Here is an 18,237-nt window from a genome sequence, read left to right on the forward strand (position 1 = left end):
GGCGCGAAAGCCGCCTTTCACTCGACATCGGGCACCACAACTCCTTGATCGACGGGAGCGGGGGCGGGAGCGGGGCGGGAGCGGGGCGGGAGCGGGGGCGGGGGGCGGGTGGGGTGGGGGGGTGGCGGGTTTGTGCCATGGCGTGAACGCGCCGGGGGTCGGCGGGGTGGGACAGCGGGGCGTTGCCTTGATGCTGTGCTGCGTACCGCTCCTCGACACAAAGAGGTCATCGTGGCTCTGTCTCCCAGGCGTCGCCGATCCGGGCTGATCGCCCTCGGTACCGCCCTCGCTCTGACCGCCGGGTTCACCCCACCCGGCACGGGGGCGTCCGCCGCCCCGCCCGGCAATCCCACCCGCCCGACCGGCCAACCGCCCGCGGCCCCGGGTCGGGCGTCCACCGTCACCCTGATCACCGGGGACCTCGTCACGGTCACCACGGCGGCCGACGGCAGCACCGTCACGGCCGTTCGCCGGCCCGACGGCAGCACGCCGACCTTCCACCGCACCGTGCTGGACGGCGACACCTACGTCTACCCGGACGCCGCGCTGCCGTACGTCACGAGCGGCCTGGTCGACAAGCGGCTGTTCAACGTCACGGATCTGATCGCCGACGGGTACGACGACGCGCACACGAACGCGCTGCCGCTGATCGTCACCCTGACCGACGCCGCGGCCCGCGCCCGTACCCGCCCCACTGTGGACGGCTCCGGGCTGGTGCGGCCCCTGGACAGCGTGCGGGGCGCGGCACTGACCCGCCCGCGCGAGAGCGCCGAGAAGTTCTGGGGCGCGCTGACCGCCGACCCGGCCCGCCGGACCGGCGGAACCCCGACGCTCGCGAGCGGCATCGCCAAGGTCTGGCTGGACGGCCGGGTCCGGGGAGACCTCGCCGAGTCGACCGCGCAGATCGGCGCGCCGAAGCTGTGGGCCGAGGGCAACACCGCCGCCGGTGTGGACGTCGCCGTCCTCGACACGGGGGCGGACGCCGAGCACCCGGACCTCGCCGGCCAGATCGCCGCGTCCAGCAGTTTCGTGCCGGACGAGCCCGACATCCTCGACTACCAGGGACACGGCACGCACACCGCCTCGACGATCGCCGGCACCGGCGCCGCGTCCGGGGGCGTCGAGCGGGGTGTCGCCCCCGGCGCGCGGCTGCACGTCGGCAAGGTGCTCAACAGCGAGGGCGGCGGGCAGGACTCGTGGATCATCGCCGGCATGGAGTGGGCGGCCCGGGAGCAGAAGGCCCGGATCATCAGCATGAGCCTGGGTGGTGAGTCCACCGACGGCAGCGACCCGCTGAGCCAGGCCGTCGACCGGCTCAGCGCCGAGACCGGCGCGCTCTTCGTGGTCGCCGCCGGCAACAGCGGCCCGGCGAGCATCGGCAGCCCCGGCGCGGCGAACTCCGCGCTCACCGTGGGCGCCGTCGACTCGACCGACCACCTCGCCGACTTCTCCAGCCAGGGCCCGCGCGCCGGCGACGGTGGCCTCAAACCCGAGATCACCGCACCCGGCGTGGACATCCTGGCCGCGCGCTCGCACCTGGTGCGCGGCGGCTCCGGGGACTACACGCTGATGAGCGGCACCTCGATGGCGACTCCGCACGTGGCCGGCACGGCCGCGCTGGTCGCCGCCGCGCACCCCGACTGGACCGGGCAGCGCATCAAGGAGGCGCTGGTCAGCACCGTCAAGGCCACCCCGGACTACACCCCGTACCAGGCCGGTGCCGGGCGGGTGGACGCGGTCGCCGCCGTACACGCCACCGTCTTCGCCACCCCGAGCGCCTACTCCGGCTTCCAGGCCTGGCCGCAGCAGCCGGGTGCGACGGTCGACCGGACGGTCACCTACACCAACGTCGGCGCCGCGCCGGTCACCCTGAAGCTCGCCCTCGACGCGCCGAGCGCCCCGGCCGGTCTCTTCGCCCTCGCCGCCGACACGGTGACCGTGCCCGCGAACGGCACCGCCACCGTCACCCTCACCGCCGCGTACGACAAGCTTCCGGTCGAGAAGCAGGTCAGCGGCATGATCATCGCCACCGACGCCGCCGGTACGGTCCGCGGTCGCACCCTGATCGGGGCGAGCCGGGAGGGTCAGCGGCAGAACCTGACGCTGGTCGCGAAGGGCCGGGACGGCAAGCCGCTCGCCGGCAAGGTCCTGCTCACCACCGATGGCCTGTTCACCGCCGTCGACCTGCCCGAGAGCGGCACCGCGACGCTGCGGCTGCCGGTGGCGAGCTGGTCCGGTTGGATCACCGCCGACGTGCGCGGTGTGCACGGGCCGCGCTCCAAGGGCATGGCGATGCTCAGCTTCGTCGACGTCGACCTGAGCGCCGACCGCACCGTCGTCCTCGACGCGCGCAAGGCCCGGCAGGTGCGGGCCGAGGTGCCGCAGGAGGCCACCGCCACCTCGCTGCGGATGGACATCCACCGGTCCACCGGCAACAGCCTCACCGAGAGTCAGGTGCTGCCCGACGACTCGTACGACAGCATGTGGGCGTTGCCGACGGGCCGGGCGGTCACCGACGGCGAGTTCGAGTTCGGCGCGCGGTGGCGGCTGGAACAGCCGGCGCTGACCGTGGCGGCCGGCGGCCGGTCGTACGACGATCTGCTGGTGAAGCGCTCGACCCCGGCGTTGCCGGCGGGTCGGCGCCAGCTCGACGCGGTCTACGTCGCCGACGCGTCGGCGGCCGGGCTGGCGAAGCGGCCGGTCCGGGACCGGGCGGTGGTGGTCCGGCGCAGTGACACCGTGGACGTCGCCACCCAGGCGCAGGCCGCCGCGGCGGCCGGGGCGAAGTTGCTGCTGGTGGTCAACGACGGCGTCGGCCGGCTCCAGCCGTGGGACGAGTCGTTGTGGAGCCCGGAGATCCCGGCCCCGCTGACCGTGGCGACCCTCACCGCCGACGAGGGTGACCAACTCGTCGCGGCGTTGGAGCGCGGCCCGGTGCGGCTGACCGTCGAGTCGCACCCGGAGACGACCTACCTGTACGACGTGGTCCACCACTGGAGCGGCGCGGTGCCGGTCGACCCGACCTACCGGTTCACGAAGCGGCAACTGGCCCGGGTGGACGTGGAGTTCCGCAACTACCGGCAGGGCCGGGCGCTGGAGTTCCGCAACGACATCTGGAAGGGCTTCGCGTCCGGCAACCAGGAGATCGCACCGGCGCAGGGCCGACGCACCGACTGGGTGAGCGCCGACCAGCGCTGGCTCGACGACGCGTTCATCCCCGGGGAGACCGGGCAGCACCCGATGGCGGTGGCCACCTACGCGGCGAACAAGCCGAGCACGGTCACCTGGTTCGGGCCCATCCAGCGCCCCCGCATGGGTGGGAGCTACGTTCCCGTGCGCTACCTGGACACCGTCTACCTGCCCGCGCCCGGGTGGGGCGACGGCGGCGGGCACGTCGGTGAGGCGTACGCCAACTTCGACATGGTCAACCGGACCACCCTCTACCAGGGGGACAAGGAGCTGAACTGGGGTAACGCCGAGTACCTCCAGGTGGGCGGCCTGTCTGCGCAGCGGCTGCCGTACCGCCTGGTGGTGGAGAACGACCGGGCGGCCTGGACCAACCCGTACTCCCGGCAGACCCGCACCGAGTGGGGCTTCAGCTCGGCGGCCACCGGCGCGGAGTCGGCCGAGGTGCTGCCGATGATCCAGCTCGACTACCAGGTGGCCATCGACCGCGACGGCACGGCGTCCCGGCGGGCGCCGCTCACCGTGGTCGCTTCCCACCTGGCCGGCGTCTCGGCGACGGTGGGTCCGGTCACCGTCGAGGTGTCCTACGACGACGGCAGGACGTGGCAGAAGCCGCGTCTCACCCGGCACGGTGACGGCTGGAGCGCCGCGCTCGACGCGCCGGCGAAGGCCAGTTTCGTGAGCCTGCGGACGACCGCACGGGACACGGCCGGCAACACCGTGAGCCAGAGCATCACGCGGGCGTTCGGCCTGCGGTAGTGCCGGACCGGCCGCCGGTCGGGGTGCGCGCGCATCCCGACCGGCGGCCGTCGCCGTGGTGGGCTCAGCCGGCGTCGTCGTGGGCTCGGCCGTTGGCGAGGCCGACGCGCTCGGGCCGGTCGAGGAAGTGCAGCCGCGCCTGCTTCTCCGGCAGCTCGATCACCGGGCCGGCGCGGAACCCGCTGCGCCGCAGCCGCCGGAGCATCCGGTCGTTGCGCACGTCCGGCTCCATGACGACCCGCAGCCGCCCCGGGTCGGCGAAAACGAAGTTCAGGATCGTCCCGAACAGCGCGCCGGTGAAACCGGGCTCGGCGCTCACCGGGGGCCCGATGAGCAGGTGGACGCCCACGTCGCCGGGACGTACCTCGTAGCAGTCGCCGACCGGGTCGGCCCCGGGCTCGTACGTCTGCGCCAGCGCCGCCGGCACGCCGTCGCGGTGCACCAGGTACGCGTGGTGGGTGGTCAGCGAATCCAGGTACGCGTAGATCTCGCGCACCCGCTCGCGGCTGGCGTCGCGCATCCCCCAGAACCGGGCCCGGTCCATCGTGACCCAACCGTGCAGCAGGTCGGCGTCGTCGTCGGGGCGTACCGGCCGGATGGTGACCACACCGAATCCGGGGACGTCGCGTCGGTGGTGCTGTCGGTCAGTGCTCATCCGGCTCCTCGGTGAGGCGGTCCCAGTCGGTCGTCACCGGCAGCAGCTCACCGGCCAGCCACGCGGACCGCTGGTCGTGGTGGTGCTCGTCGCCCGGCACTCCGCTGACGCCGGACGGGACCACCCACCGGCTGTCCTGGCGCCGGGCCAGGTCCCAGACGTACCGCGCGGCCGGCCCCCGGAAGCATCCGTGGGTGACCCCGGGCACGCTCGACGTGGCCAGCACGCAGTCGTGGTCGCCGTCGAGGCGGGGGCCGGGCGCGGCGTCCGGGTCGGGCAGCGCCCGCCAGGCCGTCAGCCGGTGCAGGTCACCCCAGCGCACCGTGCCGTCCGTCGCGGCCGCGACCTCCTCGGCCGCCGCGCGCACCACCGCCGCGACGTCGAGGCCGGGCAGCGGGGCCGCGCCGAGCAGGTGCTCCAGCGCGTAACCGACCCGCGCCCTCAGCGCCAACCAGGGCGCGAACACCTCGGGGTACGCGGGCGGCTCGGCCAGCGCGGCCAGCGCCGGGTGGTCGGCGATCCGGCGTACGACGGCGGCGCGCAGGAGAGCGAAGTCGGCGGCGTCGACGCTGTCGGCGTGCATCCGCCGGTCCCAGCGCAGCAGCCGATCGCGCAGGGCGGCGGCGGCCGGACCGAGCCCGGTCAGAGCGTCGAGCACCCCCAGCAGCGCCCCGGCGGAACCGAGGTACGTGTCGGTGTGGATCGCCGTCATGTCTACGGCGGTAAAGTCGCGGCCGGCGTCGAGCAGGTCGGCGATCCGGCGCGCGCGGTGCGGTGCGGCGAACTCGACGCCGAGCGGCGCGGACAGCCCGCGTTCGTTGGCCATCACCGCCCGGTCGGCCACCTCGGCCCGAGGCATCGGCGCGTACCAGCCCTGCCAGGCGTACGCCGTCTCCCACGCCGGGACCGGCCGGCGGCCGTTGTCCGGGTGCCGCACGGGCACCGCACCGGCGACCCGGTGCAGCAGGCCACCGGCGGTGTCGGCCGCCTGCACCACGTTGACCGGCTCCACCCAGTGCCGCAGGGCGGTGTCCACGTCGGACACGCTACGGGCCCGCAGCAGCTCCGGTATCGCCGCGAAGCCCAGCTCGCCGCTGACCCGGGGCGGATAGCGCAGGCTCAGCGCCGTGTCGTCGTCCGGTCCGCCGGCGATCACCGGGCCCCGGTCGGTCTCCACCACCTCCACGTCGACCGGGTCCGCGCCGGCCACCTCGATCGTCTCGACGTGGACGGACGCCTCCCGCCAGCCGTCCGGGCCGAGCGCCCGTACACCCGTGTCGTGCCGGCGCAGCCGCTCGACGTAGACGTCCTGGTAGTCGGCCATCGCGTTGGTGATGGCCCAGGCCACCGGGCCGGCGTGGCCGAAGTGTGCGATGCCCGGCACACCGGGCACGGCCAGGCCGACCACGTCGTACTCCGGGCAGGCCAGCCGGATCTGCTGGTAGACGCCCGGGTCCTCGAGGATCCGGTGCGGGTCGCCGGCCAGCAGCGCCGCGCCGCTGGCCGTGCGGGAACCGGCGAGCAACCATCCGTTGCTGCCGGCGACGGCCGGCCCGTCGGTGGCGAACGCCTCGGCCGCCGCCGGGCCGAGACACCGCGCGACGTGCTCGCGCCAGAGCTTGCCCGGGAACCCGGCGAACAGGATGTGATGCCCCAGCCACACCGCGAGCGGCGTCCACGGCTCCCACCGGCCCGGGGCGAGCCCGACGGCGGCGAACTCCGGCGCGCGGGCCGCCCCGGCGGCGAGGCCGGCGTTCACCCCGGCCACGTACGCGCCCACCCACTCGGCGGTCGCCGCGTCCAGGTTGGCGTGACAACGGCGGGCGGTGTCGTCCAGCCGGACCTGCCGGGCGAACCGGTCCCAACCGAGCGCGTCGACGCCGAGGAAGGCGGCGCTGGTGCCCTGCGACCGGTGCCGCTCGACCTCGATCTGCCACGCCCGGTCGTACGCGGTCACCCGACCCTGCGCCGCCGCGAGAGCGAGCGGGTCGTCGGCGCGGACGTGCGGCACGCCCCACGGGTCGCGGAACCGTCGTGCCGTCATGCCGGTTCGGCCGTGCGTCGGCGGGCGGCCGGTACGACCAGCGGGGTGCCGGTCTCCGGGTCGTCGATCACCCGGCAGGGCAGCCCGAACACCTCGGCCACCAGGTCGGCGGTCACCACCTCGCGCGGGTCTCCGGCGGCCACCACCCGACCGTCGCGCATGGCGATGAGGTGGGTGGCGTACCGGGCGGCGTGGTTGAGGTCGTGTAGCACCGCGACCAGCGTACGGCCCTGCTCCTCGTGCAGCCGGGCGCACAGGTCCAGGATGTCGATCTGGTGGGCGATGTCGAGGTAGGTCGTCGGCTCGTCGAGCAGCAGCAGCGGCGTCTGCTGCGCCAGCGCCATCGCGATCCAGACGCGCTGCCGTTGGCCGCCGGACAGCTCGTCCACCGGCCGGTCGGCGAGGTCGGCGACCCCGGTCGCGGCCATCGACTCGTCGACGATCCGCTCGTCCTCACGCGACCACTGCCGCAGCAGCCCCTGGTGCGGGTAGCGCCCCCGGGCGACCAGTTCGGCGACGCCGATCCCGTCCGGCGCGATCGACGTCTGTGGCAGCAGGCCGAGGGTCCGGGCGACCTTGCGGGCGGGCTGGTCGTGGATGTCCCGACCGTCCAGCAGCACCGTGCCCGCGCTCGGGCGCAGCATCCGCGACAGCGCGCGCAGCAGCGTCGACTTGCCGCACGCGTTCGGCCCGATGATCACCGTGAACGACCCGTCGGGCACCGCCACGGTGAGGTTCTCGGAGATGGTGCGCCGGTCGTAGGCGAGGGTCAGCGCGCTGCCGCCAAGGCGGGACGTCATGGGGGCTCCTTCGGAAGGGGTGTTCACAGTCGACCCGCCCGGCGTTCGACGGCCAGCAGCCAGACCAGGTAGCCGCCGCCGAGCACGCCGGTCACCACGCCGACCGGAAGCTGATGCCCGGCGAACGCCCGCTGGGCCACCAGGTCGGCGCCGACCAGCAGGGCCGCGCCGACCGCCATCGAGGGCAGCAGGTTCGGCCCGGGCGCGCGGGTCAGCCGCTTGGCGACGTGTGGCGCGACGAGCGCCACGAACGACACCGGGCCGGCCGCCGCCGCCGCGAACGACACGAGCAGCACCGCCGCGGTGAGCAGCATCAGGCGCGTCCGGCGTACCGGCACGCCGAGCGCGCTGGCCGTGTCGTCGCCGAGTTCCATCATCCGCAGCGCCGGCGCGCAACCGACGAGCACCAGCGGCGTGAGCACGGCGGTGACGGCCAACAGCGGCCCGGCGTTGGCCCAACCCCGCCCGTCCAGGCTGCCGGTGAGCCACAGCACCGCGCGGGCGGCGTCCATCAGCGGGGCCCGGGTCAGCAGGTAGCCGTTGACGCCGGTGAGGATCGCCGCGACGCCGATGCCGACCAGGACGAGGCGGTAGCCGTGCACGCCCCGCCGCCACGCGAGCGCGTAGATCAGCAGGCCGGTGGCGAGCCCGCCGCCGGCCGCCGCCCCGGCCAGGGCCAGGCTGCCGCCGCCCAGGACGACCACCACCAGCGCGCCGGTCGACGCGCCCTGGGTGAAGCCCAGGATGTCCGGGCTGCCCAGCGGGTTGCGGACCAGCGACTGGAACAGCGTGCCGCCCAGCGCCAACGCGGCGCCGACCAGCACCGCGGTGACCAGTCGGGGCAGTCGCAGCTCGGTCACGATGAACTGCTCCGCCGCGCTGCCGCCACCGGTGAGGGTGCGCAGCACGTCGGTCGGGCCCATCGGGTAGTCGCCGCTGCCCATCGCGATCAGGCCGAGGCCGGCGGCGAGCACCGCCGCGCCGAGGCCGACGGCCAGGGCGCGGGGGCGAAAGCGCACCGACAACCCCCCGGGTGTACGGATGGTCGTGGTGCTGAGCCCGCTGCGCGCGCTCACGGGTGCGCCACCCGTGAGCGGGTGACCAGCCAGAGGAACAGCGGGCCGCCCAGCACGGCGGTGACCATGCCGACCTGGAGTTCACCGGGGCGGCCGAGCACCCGGCCCAGCACGTCGGCGCCGAGCAGCAGGACCGGCGCGAGCACCGCGCAGTACGGCAGCAGCCAGCGCAGGTCGGGCCCGGTCAGCGCGCGTACCAGGTGCGGCACGAGCAGGCCGACGAAGACGATGGGACCGCAGGCGGCGGTCGCCGCGCCGCAGAGCAGGGTGACCGCGACGATCACGGCGGCCCGGATCACGGCCGGTCGGGCGCCCAGCGCCCGGGCCGCGTCGTCGCCGAGCGCGAGGGCGTTCAGCGGACGGGCAGCCCCGAGGGCGACCAGCAGGCCGACCAGGATGAACGGCGTCACCCGGGCCACCGTCGCGGCATCGGCGCTGGCCAGCGAGCCGACCGTCCAGAACCGCAGCCGGTCCAGCGAGGCGGTGTCCAGCAGCATGACCGCGCTCACGAACGAGTAGAGGGTGGCGTTGAGCGCCGCGCCGGCCAGCGCGAGCCGGGCCGGGGTGGCGCCCCGTCCGCCGCCGACGGCGTAGACCAGCGCGGTGACCAGGGCCGCGCCGAGCAGCGCGAACCAGACGTACCCGCCGATCGCCGTGACGCCCAGGAAGGCGGCGGCGGTGGCCACGGCGGCGGACGCTCCGGCGTTGATGCCGAGCAGCCCTGGGTCGGCGAGGGGGTTGCGGGTGAGCGCCTGCATCACGGCGCCGGCCACGCCGAGCGCCGTGCCGGCGAGCAGTCCGAGCAGGGTGCGGGGCAGGCGCATCCGGTGCACCACGGCGTACTCGGTGGCGTCGCGGTGCAGCAGCCCGGACCAGACGTCGGCGAGCGGCAGCGACTTCGCGCCGACCGCGATGCTGAGCACCAGGATCACGCCGAGCAGTGCCACGGCGGCGAGCAGGCCGGCGGCGCGGGTCGCCCGGCGTCGCTTCGGTGCGGGGGCCGTCGACACGTCCGGCACTGATGGTGTCGGGCTGGTGACGGGGGGTGTGGCGTCCAGTGTGGGCTCCGGGGTGTGGCGACACGGCGAACCGCTGTTGACAACAAGCGAGGTTAGGCTAACCTAACCCCGCTGTCCCGGTCGACCCCGGCCATCCTTTGATCGAAAGACGACACCATGCCCGATGCACTGTCCGCCCGTCGCCTCTCCCGTCGTGGCCTGCTGGCCGCTGGCGGCGCCGCCACGCTGGCCGCGCTGCTCGCCGGCTGTGGCAAGGACGATTCCGCCAAGCCTGCGGGCAGCGACAACACCGCCGGCCCCTGGTCGTTCACCGACGACCGCACAAAGAAGGTCGAGGCGGCGGCCCGTCCGGCGCGCGTGGTGGCCTTCACCGGCGTGGCGGCAGCCCTGGTCGATTTCGGTCTCGACAAGCAGCTCGTCGGCGTGTTCGGCGAGACCAAGCGCGCCGACGGCACGAAGGACCCCCAGGCCGGTGACCTGAACGTCGAGGCCGTGGAGATCCTGGGCAACACCTGGGGCGAGTTCAGCCTGGAGAAGTACGCGGCCCTGCGCCCCGAGCTGCTGGTCACGCACATGTACGACCCCGACGCCCTCTGGTACGTGCCGGACGAGAGCAAGGACAAGATTCTCCCGCTCGCGCCGAGCGTGGCGATCACCACCGCGCGGGTGCCGATGACCAAGCCGATCGAGCGGTACGCCGCGTTGGCAGAGTCGCTCGGCGCCGACCTGTCCGCCAAGAAGGTCACCGACGCGAAGGCCCGCTTCGACGACGCCGCCGCCGCCGTCCGCCAGGCGGTCAAGGCCAACCCGGGCATCCGGGTGATGGCCTGCTCGGGCAGCCCCGACCTGTTCTACGTCTCCAACCCCAAGGTCAGCACCGACCTCATGTACTTCGCCGAGCTGGGCGTCGACATCGTGGTGCCGACCAAGCTCGAAGCCGGCGACTACTTCGAGGCGCTGAGCTGGGAGAACGCCGGCAAGTTCCCGGCCGACCTGATTCTGCTCGACAACCGCAGCACCGCGTTGCAGCCCAAGGACCTCGCCGCCAAGCCGACCTGGACACAGCTGCCCGCCGTGCGGGCCAACCAGGTGACGCCGTGGGACGCGGTCCCCCGCTTCTCGTACGCCGGCGCAGCGCCGCTGCTGGAGAACCTCGCCACCGCCATCCGGAACGCGAAGAAGGTCGGCTGACGCCATGAGCACGAGCACCGTCGCACCCGTCGCCCTGCAGTACCGCTTCTTCGCCGCGCACGTCGTGCGGGCCCGTCAGGTGGGGGCCTCGCTGATCCGGGTCACCTTCGGCGGCGCGGAGCTGGTCGACTTCGCCGGCGGCGGCCGGGACCAGAGCGTCTCGCTGTTCCTGCCGCACCCGGGTCAGGACGCCCCGGTCGTCCCGGTCGAGCGCGGCGAGGACTGGTTCGGCGCCTGGCGGGCCCTCCCGCCGGACGTCCGCGCGGTCATGCGTTCGTACACCATCCGGGAGCACCGCCCGGCGGTCGGCGAGGTGGACATCGACTTCGTCGGTCACGGCGGCACCGGTCCCGCCTCGCGGTGGGCCAGCCTGGCGGTGGCCGGTGACCGGGTGCTGCTGCTCGGCCCCGCGGTGTACGACAACCGCAGCGTCTGCTTCCGGCCACCGGACGACACCGACCTCGTGGTGCTGGCTGCCGACGAGACCGCGCTGCCGGCCACCGCCGGGATCCTGGCGTGGCTGCCCGCCGGCACCCGGGTCCGCGCCTGGATCGAGGTCCCGGACGCGGCGGACATCACCGAGCTGCCCACCGACGCCGACGCCGAGATCCGCTGGATCGTGCGCGGCAGCACCGCACCCGGGAGCGATCTGCTGGTCAGCGCGCTGCGCGTCACCCGACTTCCGGCCGTCGCGCCGTACGCCTGGATCGCCGGCGAGTCCGGCGTGGTACGGGCGCTGCGGCGGCACCTGGTCGGCGAGCGCGGTTTCGACCGTCGACGGGTGACCTTCGCCGGCTACTGGCGGCGCGGCCTCTCCGAGGAGGACCTGCGCGCCGAGGCGCTGGCCGGCGCCACCGCCTGACCGGCGATCCCACCAGAACGCAGCACGGCCCCCGGCGCGCGCACGCGCCGGGGGAGGGTTCCGGCTGCCCATCGTCAGAACGTGGAAGGACATCCCGTGACCGTGCCGACGTACCCCGGCGAGACCGACCCGCGCAGCGCACCGGCCGCTCTACCACCGGCCACAGCGCCCGCCGGGGCCCGCGCCCACCTGTTGCACGACGGGTCGGTCGAGCAGTACCGGCGCGCGATCGCCGACGGCGTCGACCGGGTCGCCCGGCGGGTCGCCACGGTGGACCGGCCCACCACCGGAATCGCTCCGGGCGAGCTGGCGCCCCTCGTCGACAGCGTCGACCTGGACCGGCCCCTGGGCGACGCCGGCGCGGCGCTGGACGAGCTGGAGGACGTCTACCTGCGCGACGCCGTCTGGTTCCACCACCCGCGCTACCTGGCCCACCTCAACTGCCCGGTGGTCATCCCGGCGCTGCTCGGCGAGGCGGTGCTCAGCGCCGTCAACTCCTCCCTGGACACCTGGGACCAGAGCGCCGGCGCGACGCTCATCGAGCGACGGTTGATCGACTGGACCGCCGCCCGGATCGGTCTCGGTCCGGACGCCGACGGAGTGTTCACCAGCGGAGGCAGCCAGTCCAACCTCCAGGCGCTGCTGCTGGCCCGGGAGGAGGCGTGCCTCGCCGCGACCACCCCGGCGGCACGCCTGGACCTGCTGCCCCGCCTGCGCGTGCTCACCTCGGTCGCCGGGCACTTCAGCGTCCAGAAGTCCGCCAAGCTCCTCGGCCTCGCCCCGGACGCGGTGATCGCGGTGCCCACCGACGCGCGGCGACGCGTCCGGCCCGCCGCCGTCCGCGAGGAGATCGCCCGGTGCCGGGCGGCCGGACTGGTCCCGATGGCCGTCGTCGGGACCGCCGGCACCACCGACTTCGGCTCCATCGACCCGCTCGCGGACCTGGCGGAGGTCTGCGCGGAGACCGGCGTCTGGCTGCACGTCGACGCCGCGTACGGCTGCGGTCTGCTCGTCTCGCCGACGCGCCGGCACCTGCTCGACGGCATCGAACGCGCCGACTCGGTGACCGTCGACTACCACAAGTCGTTCTTCCAGCCGGTCAGCTCCAGCGCGCTGCTGGTCCGGGACCGGCGGGCGCTGGGGCACGCCACCTACCACGCCGACTACCTCAACCCGGCGCGCATGGTGGAGCAGCGGATTCCGAACCAGGTCGACAAGAGCCTGCAGACCACCCGCCGCTTCGACGCGCTGAAGCTGTGGCTGACCCTGCGGGTGATGGGCCCGGACGCGCTCGGCGAACTCTTCGACGAGGTGGTCGACGCCGCGGCCGACGCCTGGCAGCTCGTCAGCGAGGACCCCCGCTTCGAGGTGGTGACCCGCTCGCAGTTGAGCACCGTGGTCTTCCGTTACCTGCCCACCGGTCCGGGCCGGGAGCTGGCCGACGCCGCCAACCTGTACGCCCGGGAGGCGCTGGCCGCCTCCGGCCTCGCCGTGGTCGCCGGCACCCGGGTGGACGGCCGGCACTTTCTCAAGTTCACGCTGCTGAACCCGGCCACGACCGTCGACGACGTCGGCCAGGTGCTCGAACTGATCGCCGGCCACGCCGGGCGGTACGTGCGCGACACCGTCGCCGCCGACCTGACCTGCCCCGTCGGCTGACCCCGAACCCCGCCTGGAGAAGAAGATGTCCACCCACGACTTCGTCGCCATCGGGCTGGGCCCGTACAACCTGGGCCTGGCCTGTCTCACCGCGCCGATCGACGAGCTGGACGGGGTGTTCCTGGAGGCTCGACCGAGCCTCGCCTGGCACCCCGGCATGCTGCTGGAGTCGGCCCGGTTGCAGACCCCGTTCATCGCCGACCTGGTCAGCCTCGCCGATCCGACCTCCCCGTACTCGTTCCTCAACTACCTCAAGGAGATCGGCCGGCTCTACCCGTTCTACATCCGGGAGAGCTTCTACCCGCTGCGCAGCGAGTACGACGCGTACTGCCGGTGGGCGGCCGCGAAACTGCCGAACCTGCGCTTCGGTCAGACGGTGACCACCGTGGAGTACGACAGCGCCGACGGGAGGTACGTGGTGCGGGCCACCACCGGCGGGTCCGAGAGCGTCGAGTACCGGGCGCGGCACCTGGTGCTCGGCACCGGCACGCCGCCGCACCTGCCGGCGGCCGTCGCCGGGCTGCCCGGGGACGCCGTGCACAACTCGCGCTACCTGGAGCATCGGGACGCGCTGCGGACCAGGCGCAGCATCACCGTGGTGGGCAGCGGGCAGAGCGCCGCCGAGATCTACCACGACCTCCTCGGCGACATCGGCCGGTACGGCTACCAGCTCAACTGGGTCACCCGCTCGCCGCGGTTCTTCCCCCTCGAATACACCAAGCTGACGTTGGAGATGACCTCACCGGACTACGTGGACTACTTCCACGCGCTGCCCGAGGAGACCCGCTACCGGCTGGAATCGGCGCAGAAGGGGCTGTTCAAGGGAATCAACGCCGACCTGATCAACGACATCTTCGACCTGCTCTACGCGCACAGCGTCGCCGGTCCGGTGAACACCCGGCTGATCACCAACACCGAGCTGGTCGACGCCACCCACCACGACGGGGAGTACACGCTCGGATTGCGGCACGTGGAGCAGGAGCGGGACTTCACCCTGCGGACCGAGGGTCTGGTCCTGGCCACCGGCTACCACTACCGGGTGCCGACGTTCCTCGAACCGGTGCGCGAGCGCATCCGCTGGGACGCGCACGGCCGCTTCGACGTGGCCCGCAACTACAGCATCGACCACGACGGGCGGGGCATCTTCCTGCAGAACGCGGGCACCCACACGCACAGCATCACCTCACCCGACCTGGGCATGGGCGCGTACCGCAACTCCTGGATCATCCGCGAGCTGCTCGGCCGCGAGCACTACCCGATCGAGAAGAGCATCACCTTCCAGGAGTTCGGGGTGGTGTCGTGAGCGTGGTCTTCAGCCGCGCCGACGAGCGGCTCGGGAACTTCGCCCTGCGTCGCCTCGACCCAGAGGGCGACGCCGGGGTCCTGCACGGCTGGGTGACCCACCCGAAGTCGGCGTTCTGGTTGATGCAGGACACCGACGAGGCCCAGGTCGTCGAGGAGTACCGGCGCATCGCCGCCCACCCGCACCACGACGCGTACCTGGGCCTGTGGCGAGGGAGTCCGGCGTTCCTGGCCGAACGCTACGACCCGGCGCACGTGGAGCTGGTCGGCCGGTACGACCACCAACCCGGCGACGTGGGCATGCACTTCCTGTGCGCGCCCGCCGGCACGCCGGTGCACGGCTTCACCCGCGCGGTGATCCGTACCGTCCTGGCCTGGCTCTTCGCCGACCCGGCGACCGTGCGCGTGGTGGTCGAGCCGGACGTGCGCAACACGGCCGTGCACGCGCTGAACGCCGCCGTCGGGTTCGAGGTCGTCGGCCCGATCACCAAGCCGGAGAAAGAGGCGCTGCTCAGCGTCTGCACCCGCGCCCAGTTCCAGGCCGCCACCGAGCGGGCTACCGCCACCCCAGCAGAAGGAGCCCCGGCGTGACCACCACCGCCGTCCCCACCTCGCCGACCGTCACCGGCCCGGCCACCCCGGGCGACCCGGTCGCGCACCTCACCCCGCAGCGCTGGGCGCGGGCCAATCGGATGCTGGTCCGCAAGGCGCTCGCCGAGTTCACCCACGAGCGGCTGCTCACCCCGACGCCCGTGCCGGGCCCCGACGACCGGCAGTGGTACGAGGTCCGCAGCGACGACGAGTCCGTCACCTACCGGTTCGCCGCCCGGGTGCTCGCCCTGGCCCACTGGCAGATCGACGCGGACAGCATCACCCGGCACCGCGACGGCACGTCGCTGCCACCCGACGCGGTGGACCTGATCGTCGAGCTGCGCGGCACTCTCGGGCTCTCCGCTCGGGTGCTGCCCGTCTACCTGGAAGAGATCACCTCCACCCTGGCCGGTACGGCGTACAAGCTGGCCCAGGGTGCGCCGGGCGCCGCCGAGCTGGCCGGCGCGGACTTCCAGACCATCGAGACGTCCATGACCGAGGGTCACCCCTGCTTCGTGGCCAACAACGGCCGGCTCGGCTTCGGCGTCGACGAGTACCACCGCTACGCCCCGGAAGCCGGCACGCCGGTACGCCTGGAGTGGCTGGCCGCGCACCGGGACCACTCGACGTTCAGCAGCGCCGCCGACCTCGACTACGACGCGCTCGTCGAGGGCGAGTTGGACGCTGCGACCCGGGCGCGGTTCGCCGCCACGATGGCTGACCTCGGGCTCGACCTCGCCGACTACCACCTCATTCCGGCGCACCCCTGGCAGTGGTGGAACAAGCTGGCGGTGACGTTCGCGGGGGAGTTGGCTGAACGCCGGCTCGTGCACCTCGGCCCCGGCCCCGACTCGTACCTCGCGCAGCAGTCCATCCGTACCTTCTTCAACGTCACCGATCCGGGCCGGCACTACGTCAAGACGGCGCTGTCGGTGCTGAACATGGGCTTCATGCGCGGGCTGTCGGCCGCGTACATGGCCGCCACGCCGGCCATCAACGACTGGCTGGCCGATCTGATCGCCGCCGACGAGGTGTTGGCCGGCACGGGCCTGACGGTCATCCGGGAGCGGGCGGCGGTCGGCTACCGCCACCGGCAGTACGAGGCGGCCACCGAACGGACCTCCCCGTACCGCAAGATGCTCGCCGCCCTGTGGCGGGAGAGCCCGGTGCCGGGTCTGGCCCCGGGGGAGCGACTGTCCACGATGGCCGCGCTGCTGCACGTCGACGACGGCGGCGGCTCGCTGGCGGCGGCGCTGATCGACCGGTCCGGCCTCGCGCCCGAGGTGTGGCTACGCCGCTACCTGGACGCCTACCTGACCCCGCTGCTGCACAGCTTCTACGCCCACGACCTGGCCTTCATGCCGCACGGCGAGAACGTCATCCTGGTCCTCGACGAGCGGCACACCGTCCAGCGGGTGATCTTCAAGGACATCGCCGAGGAGATCGCGGTGCTGAGCGCCGACGTCGAGCTGCCGGCCGAGGTGGAGCGCATCCGGGTCGAGGTGCCCGACGACACCAAGTTGCTGACCATCTTCACCGACGTGGTCGACTGCTTCCTGCGCCACCTCAACGCCGTCCTCGTCGAGGCCGGGGTGCTCACCGAGGACGCCTTCTGGGGCACGGTCGCGGCCTGCGCCGCCGACTACTTCGCGCGGGTGCCGCACCTGGCCGAGCGGGTCCGCCACTACGACCTGTTCGCTCCCGAGTTCGCGCTGTCCTGCCTCAACCGCCTTCAGCTCCGCGACAACCAGCAGATGATCGACCTGGCCGATCCGTCGGCCGCCCTGCAGTTCGTCGGCACCCTCACCAATCCACTGGCCGCCCACGCCCCGGCCCGCTGACGCCACTCCGTCTTCATCGCGATCACTTGATGCTGACCAGTTGTCCGGCCCCTCCTGGAACTGGTCAGCATCAAGTGATCATTCCCCGCCGGGCACGGCAACCACGCGTCGTACCCGTACGTGACGGTCTCCGGATCGGCTGACCCCTCGCCTACCGGTAGTCGGCGTAGATCCGGCGTTGCGCACCGTCGACGGTTACCGGGCCGCCGTGCGGGAGGATCCACTGCGGTCTGGTGTGGCCGAACGGCACGCCGACGCAGACCACCGCCTCGGGGTTGTAGCGGTGTATCTGGTCCACGACCGTGTCGCGCTGCTGCTCGCGTAGCCGTGCCCGCTCCTGCGCGTCGGGCCGGCGGTCCAGGTCGGAGACCGGGGGACGGGCGACCAGGACCGCGTCGGCGGCGGCCAGGAGACCGCGTTCCCCCAGCGAGCGGACGATCCAACCGACCTCGCGCGCGGGGAGCAGCTCCTCCGACGTCTCGATGATCAGCACGCCGCCGCGCAGCACCTCCGGTCCGAACGGGAAACGCCCCGCCGTGAGGAGCCACTGCAGGACCTCCAGGCAGCCACCCCAGGTGGGGCCGGTGACGGTGCGGCGCGGCCCGTGCCAGGTCCACGGCTCGGTCGGCTCGCGTTCCCCGAACGACTGCAACGCCCGCGAATCGTCCCAGGGAACCCCGACATCCTCGGACTCGCCCGGGTCGGTGATCTCCAACCGCTCGCCGGTGAGCAGCGCGGCGCGCAGCGAGCGGGCGTGGATGTCGTCCACGGCGGGACCGGGTCCGAGGTGCACCTGGGACGACCCGCCGTAGAAGCTCGCGATGCCGAGCCCCCAGAGCCACTGGTGCAGGTTGGTGTTGTCGCTGGTGCCCAGGAACGGCTTCGGGTCGGCGCGGGCCAGGTCGGCGTCCAGGTGGGGGACGACGGTGATCTGGTCGTCGCCGCCGACGACGGCCAGGATCGCGCGTACCCGAGGATCGGCGAAGGCGGCGTTGACGTCCGCCGCGCGGGCCTGTGCGCTCGCGCCGACCGTGCGGGTGGTGGGGTACTCGACCGGGACGAGGCCGGTCACGTCGGCGAGCCGGCGCATGGCCTGCTCGTGGATCTCGGGAAAGGCGCCCGCGGCGGCGAAGGACGGCGACAGGACCGCGATCCGGTCACCCGGGCGTGCCTTCGGTGGACGTACAAGATCGTGCTTCATTCCGAGATTCCACCAGCGGCACCGGTCGCCGCGCACCCCGTTTCGGTGCGC

The 18,237-nt window shown here is 73.4% G+C and carries 13 protein-coding genes; 7 read left to right on the plus strand and 6 right to left on the minus strand.

The window, feature by feature from the left end; translation table 11 throughout:
* The first annotated feature begins 231 nt into the window (after positions 1-231).
* Positions 232-3,945, plus strand: a complete 3,714-nt coding sequence (locus tag AB0I89_RS00590; RefSeq protein WP_357117844.1) for a S8 family serine peptidase — start codon at positions 232-234, stop codon at positions 3,943-3,945.
* A 64-nt stretch (positions 3,946-4,009) separates the two neighbouring features.
* Here AB0I89_RS00590 and AB0I89_RS00595 read toward each other — a convergent pair whose 3' ends face one another.
* Genes AB0I89_RS00595 through AB0I89_RS00615 form a run of 5 tightly spaced genes read right to left on the minus strand, consistent with a single transcriptional unit; the run spans position 4,010 to position 9,467 of the window.
* Positions 4,010-4,600, minus strand: coding sequence for a GNAT family N-acetyltransferase (locus tag AB0I89_RS00595; RefSeq protein ID WP_357117848.1), 591 nt, complete (start codon positions 4,598-4,600; stop codon positions 4,010-4,012).
* Positions 4,590-6,644, minus strand: a complete 2,055-nt coding sequence (locus AB0I89_RS00600) for a penicillin acylase family protein (protein WP_357117851.1) — start codon at positions 6,642-6,644, stop codon at positions 4,590-4,592. The genes AB0I89_RS00595 and AB0I89_RS00600 overlap by 11 nt, the downstream gene beginning before the upstream one ends.
* Positions 6,641-7,444: an ABC transporter ATP-binding protein gene (locus AB0I89_RS00605; protein WP_357117854.1), complete on the minus strand. Its 804-nt coding sequence runs from the start codon at positions 7,442-7,444 to the stop codon at positions 6,641-6,643. Before AB0I89_RS00605 ends, AB0I89_RS00600 begins: the two co-directional genes overlap by 4 nt.
* 23 nt (positions 7,445-7,467) lie before the next feature.
* Positions 7,468-8,520, minus strand: coding sequence for an iron chelate uptake ABC transporter family permease subunit (locus tag AB0I89_RS00610; RefSeq protein ID WP_357117858.1), 1,053 nt, complete (start codon positions 8,518-8,520; stop codon positions 7,468-7,470).
* Complete coding sequence (locus tag AB0I89_RS00615) at positions 8,517-9,467, minus strand: iron chelate uptake ABC transporter family permease subunit (protein WP_357119390.1); 951 nt, start codon at positions 9,465-9,467, stop codon at positions 8,517-8,519. Before AB0I89_RS00615 ends, AB0I89_RS00610 begins: the two co-directional genes overlap by 4 nt.
* A gap of 228 nt (positions 9,468-9,695) precedes the next feature.
* Here AB0I89_RS00615 and AB0I89_RS00620 point away from each other — a divergent pair, with 228 nt between their 5' ends.
* The 6 genes from AB0I89_RS00620 to AB0I89_RS00645 all read left to right on the plus strand — a co-directional run bounded on the left by AB0I89_RS00620 (position 9,696) and on the right by AB0I89_RS00645 (position 16,985).
* On the plus strand, positions 9,696-10,730 hold the full coding sequence (locus AB0I89_RS00620; protein ID WP_357117861.1) for an ABC transporter substrate-binding protein: 1,035 nt from the start codon (positions 9,696-9,698) through the stop codon (positions 10,728-10,730).
* A 4-nt stretch (positions 10,731-10,734) separates the two neighbouring features.
* A complete protein-coding gene (locus AB0I89_RS00625) occupies positions 10,735-11,592 on the plus strand; it encodes a siderophore-interacting protein (protein ID WP_357117865.1) in 858 nt (285 codons plus the stop codon).
* 189 nt (positions 11,593-11,781) lie between these two features.
* On the plus strand, positions 11,782-13,251 hold the full coding sequence (locus tag AB0I89_RS00630; RefSeq protein WP_357119393.1) for an aspartate aminotransferase family protein: 1,470 nt from the start codon (positions 11,782-11,784) through the stop codon (positions 13,249-13,251).
* A 25-nt stretch (positions 13,252-13,276) separates the two neighbouring features.
* Entirely contained in the window at positions 13,277-14,554 is a 1,278-nt protein-coding gene (locus tag AB0I89_RS00635; protein WP_357117868.1) for a SidA/IucD/PvdA family monooxygenase, read from the plus strand.
* A complete protein-coding gene (locus tag AB0I89_RS00640) occupies positions 14,551-15,144 on the plus strand; it encodes a GNAT family N-acetyltransferase (protein ID WP_357117871.1) in 594 nt (197 codons plus the stop codon). The genes AB0I89_RS00635 and AB0I89_RS00640 overlap by 4 nt, the downstream gene beginning before the upstream one ends.
* 101 nt (positions 15,145-15,245) lie before the next feature.
* A complete protein-coding gene (locus AB0I89_RS00645; protein WP_357119396.1) occupies positions 15,246-16,985 on the plus strand; it encodes an IucA/IucC family siderophore biosynthesis protein in 1,740 nt (579 codons plus the stop codon).
* A gap of 151 nt (positions 16,986-17,136) precedes the next feature.
* Here AB0I89_RS00645 and AB0I89_RS00650 read toward each other — a convergent pair whose 3' ends face one another.
* The gene (locus tag AB0I89_RS00650; RefSeq protein WP_357117873.1) at positions 17,137-18,186 is read right to left on the minus strand and encodes an LD-carboxypeptidase; all 1,050 of its coding nucleotides are present in this window, start codon (positions 18,184-18,186) and stop codon (positions 17,137-17,139) included.
* Positions 18,187-18,237 lie beyond the last annotated feature (51 nt).

The organism is Micromonospora sp. NPDC049801, from assembly GCF_040656575.1.
GTDB lineage: Bacteria > Actinomycetota > Actinomycetes > Mycobacteriales > Micromonosporaceae > Micromonospora.

What these genes read in the sequence shown, in the direction of transcription:
- AB0I89_RS00620 (WP_357117861.1), top strand. Translation starts at nt 9,696, where the DNA reads ATGCCCGATGCACTGTCCGCCCGTCGCCTCTCCCGTCGTGGCCTGCTG.
- AB0I89_RS00625 (WP_357117865.1), top strand. Translation starts at nt 10,735, where the DNA reads ATGAGCACGAGCACCGTCGCACCCGTCGCCCTGCAGTACCGCTTCTTC.
- AB0I89_RS00635 (WP_357117868.1), top strand. Translation starts at nt 13,277, where the DNA reads ATGTCCACCCACGACTTCGTCGCCATCGGGCTGGGCCCGTACAACCTG.
- AB0I89_RS00595 (WP_357117848.1), bottom strand. Translation starts at nt 4,600, where the DNA reads ATGAGCACTGACCGACAGCACCACCGACGCGACGTCCCCGGATTCGGT.
- AB0I89_RS00605 (WP_357117854.1), bottom strand. Translation starts at nt 7,444, where the DNA reads ATGACGTCCCGCCTTGGCGGCAGCGCGCTGACCCTCGCCTACGACCGG.
- AB0I89_RS00645 (WP_357119396.1), top strand. Translation starts at nt 15,246, where the DNA reads ATGCTGGTCCGCAAGGCGCTCGCCGAGTTCACCCACGAGCGGCTGCTC.
- AB0I89_RS00650 (WP_357117873.1), bottom strand. Translation starts at nt 18,186, where the DNA reads ATGAAGCACGATCTTGTACGTCCACCGAAGGCACGCCCGGGTGACCGG.
- AB0I89_RS00600 (WP_357117851.1), bottom strand. Translation starts at nt 6,644, where the DNA reads ATGACGGCACGACGGTTCCGCGACCCGTGGGGCGTGCCGCACGTCCGC.